Annotated in this window: 12 protein-coding genes and 1 pseudogene; 1 reads left to right on the forward strand and 12 read right to left on the reverse strand. The window is 60.5% G+C overall.

Annotation, left to right across the window (positions count from 1 at the left end; genetic code table 11):
• Positions 1-28: 28 nt before the first annotated feature.
• Positions 29-649 carry a TIGR02466 family protein gene (locus FCK22_RS09995; RefSeq protein WP_067267971.1) on the forward strand — a complete coding sequence of 207 codons (621 nt, stop codon included), beginning with the start codon at positions 29-31 and terminating at the stop codon, positions 647-649.
• Positions 650-996: 347 nt separating this feature from the next.
• Here FCK22_RS09995 and rplP read toward each other — a convergent pair whose 3' ends face one another.
• The 12 genes and pseudogenes from rplP to tuf form a co-directional block, all read right to left on the reverse strand.
• Complete coding sequence (gene rplP / locus FCK22_RS10000; protein WP_007118841.1) at positions 997-1,410, reverse strand: 50S ribosomal protein L16; 414 nt, start codon at positions 1,408-1,410, stop codon at positions 997-999.
• Between the two features lie 13 nt (positions 1,411-1,423).
• Positions 1,424-2,131, reverse strand: coding sequence for a 30S ribosomal protein S3 (gene rpsC, locus FCK22_RS10005; RefSeq protein ID WP_067267970.1), 708 nt, complete (start codon positions 2,129-2,131; stop codon positions 1,424-1,426).
• On the reverse strand, positions 2,131-2,511 hold the full coding sequence (gene rplV, locus FCK22_RS10010) for a 50S ribosomal protein L22 (RefSeq protein WP_067267968.1): 381 nt from the start codon (positions 2,509-2,511) through the stop codon (positions 2,131-2,133). Before rplV ends, rpsC begins: the two co-directional genes overlap by 1 nt.
• 3 nt (positions 2,512-2,514) lie before the next feature.
• Positions 2,515-2,793 (reverse strand): 30S ribosomal protein S19, encoded by a 279-nt coding sequence (rpsS, locus tag FCK22_RS10015; protein ID WP_067267967.1) that lies wholly within the window; start codon positions 2,791-2,793, stop codon positions 2,515-2,517.
• Between the two features lie 3 nt (positions 2,794-2,796).
• The gene (gene rplB, locus FCK22_RS10020) at positions 2,797-3,639 is read right to left on the reverse strand and encodes a 50S ribosomal protein L2 (protein WP_067267965.1); all 843 of its coding nucleotides are present in this window, start codon (positions 3,637-3,639) and stop codon (positions 2,797-2,799) included.
• A 311-nt stretch (positions 3,640-3,950) separates the two neighbouring features.
• A complete protein-coding gene (locus FCK22_RS10025; RefSeq protein WP_067267999.1) occupies positions 3,951-5,093 on the reverse strand; it encodes a PRC-barrel domain-containing protein in 1,143 nt (380 codons plus the stop codon).
• A 242-nt stretch (positions 5,094-5,335) separates the two neighbouring features.
• Complete coding sequence (locus FCK22_RS10030; RefSeq protein WP_067267963.1) at positions 5,336-6,367, reverse strand: fatty acid desaturase; 1,032 nt, start codon at positions 6,365-6,367, stop codon at positions 5,336-5,338.
• 398 nt (positions 6,368-6,765) lie between these two features.
• Positions 6,766-7,062: a 50S ribosomal protein L23 gene (locus FCK22_RS10035; protein WP_067267962.1), complete on the reverse strand. Its 297-nt coding sequence runs from the start codon at positions 7,060-7,062 to the stop codon at positions 6,766-6,768.
• Entirely contained in the window at positions 7,059-7,676 is a 618-nt protein-coding gene (gene rplD / locus FCK22_RS10040) for a 50S ribosomal protein L4 (RefSeq protein WP_067267960.1), read from the reverse strand. Before rplD ends, FCK22_RS10035 begins: the two co-directional genes overlap by 4 nt.
• Positions 7,673-8,551 (reverse strand): 50S ribosomal protein L3, encoded by an 879-nt coding sequence (rplC, locus tag FCK22_RS10045; protein ID WP_082852159.1) that lies wholly within the window; start codon positions 8,549-8,551, stop codon positions 7,673-7,675. The genes rplD and rplC overlap by 4 nt, the downstream gene beginning before the upstream one ends.
• A gap of 18 nt (positions 8,552-8,569) precedes the next feature.
• Positions 8,570-8,890, reverse strand: coding sequence for a 30S ribosomal protein S10 (gene rpsJ / locus FCK22_RS10050; RefSeq protein ID WP_067267998.1), 321 nt, complete (start codon positions 8,888-8,890; stop codon positions 8,570-8,572).
• Positions 8,891-9,316: 426 nt separating this feature from the next.
• Positions 9,317-9,483, reverse strand: a pseudogene (tuf, locus tag FCK22_RS10055) (elongation factor Tu); the annotation flags it as partial.

Genomic DNA, 9,483 nt, shown 5'->3' on the forward strand with positions numbered 1-9,483 from the left:
AGGGGTATGTTCGGCGTAAGGAGGTTCCATGTCAAACATCAAATCGCTTTTCGCCACCCGCCTCTATCACGCCGCCCTGTCGGACCACGGCAAGCCCATCGACACCGATGAACTGGCCGCCTCTTGCTTCTCGATTGCCGAGGATGATGAGGCCGGTCAGGACTGGTGCGAGGAGAACGGCTATGCGGGCTACACCTCTTATGCCTCGCTGGATGACCTGCCCTACCGCTTTCCGATCTTTAAGGGTTTGGTCAAGTCGCTCGACAAACATGTCGCGGCCTTTGCCAAGGACCTCGAATTCGATCTGGGTGACCGCAAGCTGGTGCTCGACTCGCTGTGGCTGAACATCCTGCCCGAGGGCGGCATCCACACCTCGCATATCCACCCGCATTCGGTGATTTCAGGCACGACCTATGTGACCATGCCCGAGGGCGCCAGCGCGATCCGTTTCGAAGACCCGCGCCTGCCGATGATGATGGCTGCGCCGGGCCGGATGAAGGACGCGCGCGAGGAACTGCGGCCTTTCATCTATGTGGCCCCCGAAGCGGGCGACGTGCTGCTCTGGGAAAGCTGGCTGCGCCACGAGGTGCCGATGAACATGATCGAGGAAGATCGGGTTTCGGTGAGTTTTAACTACAATTGGGCGTAAAAGACTGAGGGCCATCGCCTGCCCGCGGGTCGGCGATCCAACGGTGCCTCGTGCCACTTTATTGCGCAGCCAAGATGTGCGTTCTCGAAATCGCACCCAGCCTCACCAAATCGCCTACCCGGTCGCACCGAAGGTGCGCCCACCATATGACGGCACGCCTCTGGCGTGACGGGCGGGCAGGCGATGGCCCGGCGCCTGCGGCTTGAATCCGGGCCGGATGGCACGGACCGGCGAGATTTGCGCGAGCCGGCGCTTGCGCGTCATTCCCCTGCCCCGCCAAAGCAAAACCCCCGCCGATCGCTCGACGGGGGCCTTTTCTTTCTGCCGCCCCTTGCGGGGCTTCGGGCTTACCAGTCCTCGCGGACCACGACCCGGGTCTTGATCGGCAGCTTCATGGCTGCCAGACGCAGGGCTTCGCGCGCCACGTCTTCGCCGACACCGTCGATCTCGAACATGATGCGGCCCGGCTTGACCTTGGCGGCCCAGAAGTCAACGGAACCTTTACCTTTACCCATACGAACTTCGACGGGCTTGGAGGTTACCGGAACATCCGGGAAGATGCGGATCCAGACACGGCCCTGACGCTTCATGTGACGCGTCATGGCGCGGCGTGCCGCTTCGATTTGACGGGCTGTAACCCGCTCCGGCTGCAGTGCCTTCAGGCCGTAGGTGCCGAAGTTCAGGTCGGACCCGCCCTTCGCCAGACCCTTGATCGAGCCTTTGAACTGCTTGCGGAATTTAGTACGCTTTGGTTGAAGCATTTCTCATTCCCCCTTAGCGACGACCGCCGGCACCGCGAGGTGCTGGGCCGTCTTGGAGTTCCTGTGCCTTGCGGTCACGCGCGGCGGGGTCGTGTTCCATGATCTCGCCTTTGAAGATCCATGTCTTGATCCCGATGATGCCGTAGGCGGTGGAAGCCTCGACATGCGCGTAATCGATGTCGGCACGCAATGTGTGCAGCGGCACGCGACCTTCGCGGTACCATTCGGTACGCGCGATCTCGGCACCACCCAGACGACCCGCGAGGTTCACGCGGATGCCCAGTGCGCCCATGCGCATGGCGTTCTGCACGGCACGTTTCATGGCGCGGCGGAAAGACACCCGGCGCTCCAGCTGCTGTGCAATGCTCTCACCAACCAGATGTGCGTCCAGCTCGGGCTTGCGGACCTCAACGATGTTGAGGTGCAGTTCCGAGTTGGTCATCTTGGCAATCTTCTGGCGCAGCGTCTCGATGTCCGCGCCTTTCTTGCCGATGATGACACCGGGGCGTGCTGTGTGGATCGTGACGCGGCACTTCTTGTGCGGACGTTCGATGATCACACGGGCAACACCGGCCTGGTGGCACTCTTTCTTGATGAAGTCGCGGATTGCGAGGTCTTCGAGCAGAAGATCACCGTAATCCTTGGTGTCGGCGTACCAGCGGCTGTCCCAGGTGCGGTTCACCTGAAGGCGCATACCGATCGGATTGACTTTGTTACCCATCAGGCTTGCTCCTCAACTTGACGCACTTTGATCGTGATCTCGGCAAACGGCTTGATGATCTTGCCGAACCGGCCACGGGCCCGCGGGCGACCGCGCTTCATGGTCAGGTTCTTGCCGACATAGGCCTCGGCCACGATCAGCTCATCGACGTCCAGGTTGTGGTTGTTTTCCGCGTTGGCGATGGCGGACTGAAGGCATTTCTTCACGTCCTGCGCGACCCGCTTCTTGGAGAAGGTCAGGTCGGTCAGCGCCTTGTCCACGGACTTGCCACGGATGAGGGCAGCAACCAGGTTCAGTTTCTGCGGGCTCGTACGAAGCATGCGCAGCTTTGCCATTGCTTCGTTGTCTGCCACGCGGCGGGGATTCTTATCCTTGCTCATGGCTTATTTCCGCTTCGCTTTTTTGTCGGCGGCATGACCGTAGTAGGTACGAGTCGGGGAGTATTCACCGAACTTCTGACCGATCATTTCTTCGCTGACGTTGACAGGAATGTGCTTGTGACCGTTGTAGACGCCGAACGTCAGACCCACGAACTGGGGCAGGATCGTGCTGCGGCGCGACCAGATCTTGATCACTTCGTTACGACCGCCCTCACGGGAAGCCTCTGCCTTTTTGAGGACATAAGAGTCAACAAAAGGACCTTTCCATACTGAACGAGCCATTGATTAACGCCCCTTCTTCTTGGCGTGACGCGAGCGGATGATAAGCTTGCTGGACGCTTTGTTCTTGTTGCGGGTCTTGGCACCCTTCGTCGGCTTACCCCAAGGAGTAACCGGGTGACGACCACCAGAGGTCCGGCCTTCACCACCGCCGTGCGGGTGGTCGATCGGGTTCATCACCACACCACGCACAGAGGGGCGGATGCCCTTGTGGCGCATGCGGCCCGCTTTACCGTAGTTCTGGTTGGAGTTGTCGGGGTTGCTGACGGCACCGACGGTGGCCATGCATTCCTGACGCACGAGACGCAGCTCGCCGGAGCTCAGACGGATCTGAGCGTAGCCACCGTCACGACCCACGAACTGGGCGTAGGTGCCGGCGGCACGGGCGATCTGACCACCTTTGCCGGGCTTCATCTCGATGTTGTGGACGATCGTACCGATCGGCATGCCCGAGAAGGGCATCGCGTTGCCGGGCTTGATGTCCACTTTGGCGCCGGCGATGATCTTGTCGCCGATGGCCAAACGCTGCGGGGCCAGGATGTAGGCCTGCTCACCGTCTTCGTACTGGATCAGTGCGATGAAGGCTGTACGGTTGGGGTCATATTCGATCCGCGCGACAACAGCGGACATGTCCAGCTTGTTACGCTTGAAATCAACGATACGGTAGAGGCGCTTTGCACCACCACCTGTACGACGCATTGTGATTCGTCCGGTGTTGTTCCGGCCACCGGATTTGGTCAGACCCTGAGTAAGGGCTTTGACCGGGCGGCCTTTCCACAGCTCCGAACGGTCGATCAGTACCAGTCCACGCTGGCCTGGCGTCGTCGGTTTGTACGACTTGAGTGCCATGTTCTCTGTCTTCCGTTTGCTAGGCACGCTCGCACCAAGGTGAAAGCGCGTTGGTTATAGGGCCCCGAAGGTCCCCTGTGGGAGTGGTGGATGGGTTTAAATCTCTTGCGAGGCAGGCATCCCAACCACCGGGATCGTTCAAATAGCCAAACCCCGGACGAATCCGGGGTCTGAGCCGATGTGGCGACCTAACAGGTTCGCAACAGCCCGTCCAGTAGGCATGGCGAAAATCCTCTCCCCTGCCCGCACAAAAGAAAAGAAGGCGCCGAAGCGCCTTCTTCTATTGGTTTAGCAGTTACCCAAGGTGGGAATTAGTCAAGGCCAACGCTCTCGGCCAGACGCATGCCGGGGTCGAGGATTTCAACTTCGGCTTCGTTGAATTCCGGCATGCTTTCCAGACGCTCCTCGGTCACGCCGGGGACGATGACTTCGTCTTCACGCATGATCAGCTTCTCAACCGGAATGGCGACTTCGTTTTCGCCCATACCAAGGAAACCACCAACGCCGATGATCGCAACAACGGTGTCGCCACGGACGCCGATGAAGTCGATTTCGCCAACATCTTCACCAGTCTCGGTGGCAACGCTGCGGCCAGTCAGTTCTTCGGCGGTCAGGTTAAAGATCGGCAGACGCTGCACGTTCTCCTGATAGCGGGCACGGTCTTCTTCGGCCATATTGCCCTGCTCATCCGCGTTGAAGTCTTCCATCAGCACGCGCGCTTGCTCTTGCTCGACGTCGATCTCGGCACCTTCGGCACCTTCAACGTTGACCTGCGGTGCTTCGGCTTCTTCGACGACAACATTCGCGTCTTCGCCCTGCTGCACGTTCACGTTGGCTTCTTGCTGCTCAACGTCGACGCGGGCTTCCTCGGATTCGGCAACGTTCACATCGGCTTCGGCCTGCTCAACGGTCACGCGCGGCTCGGCTTCCTCAATGGTCACTTTCGGCTCGGGGCGCACGAACTTCACAACGGGTTCGGGCTGCTCCAGATCAACGATCGGCTCGCCGGTGTCCACGTCAACCTGCGGCTTCGGGACCTGCACGGTCACGACCGGCTCGGGGATACGCACAGTAACCTGCGGCTGTGCTTGCTCAACTGTGATGATCGGCGCTTGCTGCTGCACGCGAACGGTCGGCTCGGGAACGGCGACGTTCACTTCGGGCTGGCCCTGCTCAACAGTCACTACGGGAGCGTCCTGCGACACGTTCACATCGGGCTCGGGAACGGTCACGTCAACTTCGGCGTCTTCCTGCTCGACAACCACTTGGCCGCCAGCAACATTCGCGGTCGCGGCTGTGCCACCTTCGACCTCGGCTTCCATCTCGGCTTCAACTTCGGCGTTGCGCTCGATGGTCTCTTCGACGTTCTCTGTCGCATCCTGCGCCAGAACCGGAGCGGCCGCGAAAAGGGCAACGGCGGATACGCCAGCCATGAGTGTTTTGGTATAGATCATTAGGTCTCTCCCGTGTTCGTTTACGATAAGTGAGGCGCGCAGCACCCCGTCTTCCACGGTGAGACAACCGGCAGCTTTCTGCTCTGTTCCAAGAAAATTGATGGCTTTTTTTCGGAACTTTTTCGGGGTCGCCGCATGATTGAACGCATAGCCGAGAGGATCGCGCCAAGGTAATGACAGCCCTCCAAATTCAAAGACCCCCGCCAAAGCGGGGGCCCAGATCATAGAAAAATACTGCGGCTTCAGGCGACCCGGCGCGCCTGCGCGAAAGACAACAGGCGCTTGCTTTTCTCATCCCATAGATGCAGCCGCGCGTTGGCAAGGCTCTCGCGGATGGTCATCCGGTTCCCCTCCGCCAAGGCGACATGATCGCGCAGCACTTCCGGCAGGCGATAGAAGGGAATGCGGCTGTAGAGGTGGTGCACATGGTGAATGCCGATATTGGCGCTGAGCCACTGCAGGGGACGCGGCAGGATGTAATGCGAGGAGCCGTGAAAGGCCGCATCATGCAGGTCCCAAGCGTCGTTCTCTTCCCAATGGGTCGTCTCGAACTGGTGCTGCACATAGAACAGCCACATGCCCGCCGTGGCCGCCAGAAGGGTGCTGGGCACGAAGATCAGCAGAATGGGCATGATCCCCCCGAAGTAGAAGATCACAGCAAGTGCTGTGAGGATCGTCAGATTGGTGCCCATCGCGCTCAGCCAATAACGGGTCTGCGCCATCAGCCCCAGGGGCACGCGGTTCTGCACGAAGAACAGATAGGTCGGCCCAAGGCCAAAGAGCACGATCGGGTTCCGATACAAGCGGTAATGCAGTCGCCCGAATAGCCCAAGCGCGCGATACTCCGCGACCGTGAGCGTGTGGATATCGCCAATGCCACGACGGCCAAGGTTCCCAGCTGAAGAGTGGTGAATCGAATGGGTGCGACGCCAAACGTCATAGGGCGTCAGCGTCAGCACCCCGAGCACGCGGCCCACCCAATCGCTGGTGCGGCGGCTGCTGAAAAAGGCCGCATGGCCGCAGTCGTGTTGGATCGCGAAGAGCCGCAGCAAGAAGCCCGCGTTCACCAGCGAGATCGCGAGGGCCAACCAGCCGCTGACTGAGAGCGCCCACCAAGCCAGCGACCAAAGAAGGATGAAGGGGCCGAGCGTGATCGCCAGTTCAAAACTGCTGCGCCAAGTGCTCGGCTCGCGGTAACGGGCCAGCACGCGCACCCAGTCGCGCGCGTTCGACACGTCCGCAGACACGCCGGAGGTAGATTTTTCGTGGGACATGGACCTGCTTTTTGTGGTTATCCGAGGTCTTGTAGAGGAAAGCGCGCCGCAAGCAACGCCCGCGTCACCCTTTGCCGTTACGTCGCGGCATTTAGGCTGGAAACAGCCTGCTTTGGGGGGAGGGTTGAGCCTGTGGCTAGTCCATGGCCGGGGTGGCATTCATGCTCCGAGGGCCAGCGCCTGCCCGCGGGTCGGCGATCTGACGGACCTTGGTGCCACTTTATGGTTCAACCGAGATGTGCTTTTGCGAGGTCACGTCCAGCCTCACCAAATCGCCTACCCCTCCGGGCGGGCAGGCGATGGCCCGGCGCCTGCGGCTTGTCCCGGGCCCCGGCGCATCCCCGAAACGAAAAAGGCCCCCGCAATGCGGAGGCCTTTCCCAAATGTCTAACCGGCAATCAGAGCCCGGTGGACACGTCGATTGTGTTGCCCTCTTCGAGCGTCACATAGGCCTTCTTCACGTCTTTGCGGCGGCCCATCTGGCCCCGAAAACGCTTGACCTTGCCTTTGGTGATGGTCGTGTTCACGGCCTTCACCTTGACGTTGAAGAGCGCCTCGACGGCCTCTTTGATCATCGGCTTGTTGCTGTCGATCGCGACTTCGAAGACGACGGCGTTCTGTTCGGACGCCATGGTTGCCTTCTCGGTGATGACCGGCTTGCGGATCACGTCGTAGTGTTGATGCTTGGCGCTCATTTCAGGCGTGCCTCCAATGCTTCGATCCCCGCTTTGGTGATCACCAGAGTGTCACGCTTGAGGATGTCATAGACGTTTGCGCCCATCGACGGCAGGATGTCCAACCCATCGATGTTGCGCGCGGCCTGTGCGAAGTTCTCGTTGACCGAAGCGCCATCGATGACCAGCGCGCGCTTCCAGCCCAGGTTCGAGACCTGCTTGGCCAGAGCGGCGGTTTTGCCCTCGGAAGTTGCTTCGTCGATAATGACCAGCGAACCGGCTTTTGCTTTGGCGGACAGCGCGTGGCGCAGGCCCAGCTTGCGGAACTTCTTGGTCAGCTCGTGGCCGTGGCTGCGCGGGGTCGGACCCTTGTAGATACCACCCTTGCGGAAGATCGGCGCGTTGCGGTCACCGTGGCGTGCGCCGCCGGTGCCCTTCTGGCGATAGATCTTCTTGGTCGAGTAGCTGGTCTCGGACCGGGTCTTGACCTTATGCGTCCCCTGCTGCGCGTTGTTACGCTGCCAGCGCACGACGCGGTGCAGGATGTCGGCACGCGGCTCCAGGCCGAACAGGGCTTCGTCCAGGTCTACGGACCCGGCTTTGCCACCGTCGAGTTTGATGACATCGAGTTTCATGCGTCACCTTCTTTCTTGTCAGCGTCGGCATCGGAATTGTCGGCATCCGAACCTTCAGCTGCGATTTCGGCTTCTGCGGCTTTCAGCGCTTCAGCTTCCTGTGCGGCTTGCTCTTCGGCCAAACGCTTGGCTTCGGCTTCTGCCTCTGCGGCGGCTGCGGCGGCGGCCTCTTCGGCGGCTTTCGCGGCTTCGTCAGCGGCGGATTTCAGAGCGGCGGGCAGGATCGCGTCTTCGGGGAACGGCTTTTTGACCGCATCCTTGACGGTGACCCAACCACCTTTGGAGCCGGGAACGGCGCCTTTGACCATGATCAGGCCACGCGCGCTGTCGGTCTTGACGACCTCGAGGTTCTGCGTGGTGACACGGGCAGCACCCATGTGACCGGCCATTTTCTTACCTTTGAAAACCTTGCCGGGATCCTGACACTGGCCTGTGGAGCCGTGCGAACGGTGGGAGATCGACACACCGTGCGAGGCGCGCAGACCGCCGAAGTTGTGACGCTTCATCGCACCGGCAAAACCTTTACCGATGGATGTGCCCGCAACGTCGACATACTGACCGGCGAAGTAATGGTCAGCGGTGATCTCCTCACCGACGTTGATCATCGCGTCTGCGTCGACGCGGAACTCGGCCAGCTTGCGCTTGGGTTCCACTTTCGCCGCGGCGAAGTGACCACGCATGGCTTGGCTTGTACGTTTGGCTTTCGCCGAACCGGCACCGAGCTGAACGGCGGTATAGCCGTCACGGTCCGCGGTGCGCTGTGCGACAACCTGAAGCTTGTCCAACTGAAGAACGGTCACAGGGATCTGCTTGCCGTCTTCCATGAACAGCCGGGTCATGCCGACTTTTTTTGCAATAACGCCTGAGCGCAACATATGATTACCCTCCCGGCTTTACGATTGCAGCTTGATCTCGACGTCCACGCCAGCGGCGAGGTCGAGCTTCATCAGCGCGTCCACGGTCTGGGGGGTCGGATCGATGATATCCAGCAGACGCTTGTGCGTGCGGATTTCAAACTGGTCACGGGATTTCTTATCGACGTGGGGGCCACGAAGAACGGTGAATTTCTCGATCTTGTTCGGCAGCGGAATGGGACCGCGAACCGAAGCGCCTGTGCGCTTGGCGGTGCTGACGATTTCTTGAGTGGAGGCATCGAGCACCCGGTAGTCAAACGCCTTCAGGCGAATGCGGATGTTCTGGCTTTGAACGGCCATATGCATATCCCTTGTTTTGGGATTCTAACGGATTGGAGGAAGCAGGCTCATCCGGCCCCCTCTTCGCGCCTTGGTAATAAATCAAACGGGGCGCGTCTAACGCACCCCGGTTCGATGCGCGTCCTATAGGGGGAATCAAAGCAAGTGGCAAGAGGGTTCTAAAAACCCCCGTGTTTTTAGAACCAGTGCGCAAAGTCACGCCGCCCCGGCGTGACCGCGCACCCCGTCCGCGTTCAATCACACCCGGAAAACGCGCCGTCTCCCCCGTATCACGCGCACGCCGAAGGCCCCTCTCCCGCCAAAGCAAAAGGCCGCAACAAAAGCTGCGGCCTTTCGAATATCTGAACCGTGGTCCCCGGTCAGGCCAGGGGGTGGGCTCTCATCGCTCCTGCGGAGCGACTGCCGTCCACCGGGTCCGTTTCAAAATCACTCAGTGATTTTGGAAACGACGCCCGCGCCAACAGTGCGGCCACCTTCGCGGATCGCGAAGCGCAGGCCGTTTTCCATGGCGATCGGTGCGATCAGCTCAACGCCGAAGGACACGTTGTCGCCGGGCATGACCATCTCGGTGCCTTCTGCCAGCTGAACGGTGC

Source organism: Sulfitobacter sp. 15WGC (genome assembly GCF_005068605.1).
Lineage (GTDB): Bacteria > Pseudomonadota > Alphaproteobacteria > Rhodobacterales > Rhodobacteraceae > Sulfitobacter > Sulfitobacter faviae.

Excerpts from the sequence above, each read along its gene's own strand:
- FCK22_RS09995 (WP_067267971.1), top strand. The coding sequence starts at position 29 with ATGTCAAACATCAAATCGCTTTTCGCCACCCGCCTCTATCACGCCGCC.
- rplP (WP_007118841.1), bottom strand. The coding sequence starts at position 1,410 with ATGCTTCAACCAAAGCGTACTAAATTCCGCAAGCAGTTCAAAGGCTCG.
- rpsC (WP_067267970.1), bottom strand. The coding sequence starts at position 2,131 with ATGGGTAACAAAGTCAATCCGATCGGTATGCGCCTTCAGGTGAACCGC.
- rplV (WP_067267968.1), bottom strand. The coding sequence starts at position 2,511 with ATGAGCAAGGATAAGAATCCCCGCCGCGTGGCAGACAACGAAGCAATG.
- rpsS (WP_067267967.1), bottom strand. The coding sequence starts at position 2,793 with ATGGCTCGTTCAGTATGGAAAGGTCCTTTTGTTGACTCTTATGTCCTC.
- rplB (WP_067267965.1), bottom strand. The coding sequence starts at position 3,639 with ATGGCACTCAAGTCGTACAAACCGACGACGCCAGGCCAGCGTGGACTG.
- FCK22_RS10025 (WP_067267999.1), bottom strand. The coding sequence starts at position 5,093 with ATGATCTATACCAAAACACTCATGGCTGGCGTATCCGCCGTTGCCCTT.
- FCK22_RS10030 (WP_067267963.1), bottom strand. The coding sequence starts at position 6,367 with ATGTCCCACGAAAAATCTACCTCCGGCGTGTCTGCGGACGTGTCGAAC.
- FCK22_RS10035 (WP_067267962.1), bottom strand. The coding sequence starts at position 7,062 with ATGAGCGCCAAGCATCAACACTACGACGTGATCCGCAAGCCGGTCATC.
- rplD (WP_067267960.1), bottom strand. The coding sequence starts at position 7,676 with ATGAAACTCGATGTCATCAAACTCGACGGTGGCAAAGCCGGGTCCGTA.
- rplC (WP_082852159.1), bottom strand. The coding sequence starts at position 8,551 with ATGTTGCGCTCAGGCGTTATTGCAAAAAAAGTCGGCATGACCCGGCTG.
- rpsJ (WP_067267998.1), bottom strand. The coding sequence starts at position 8,890 with ATGGCCGTTCAAAGCCAGAACATCCGCATTCGCCTGAAGGCGTTTGAC.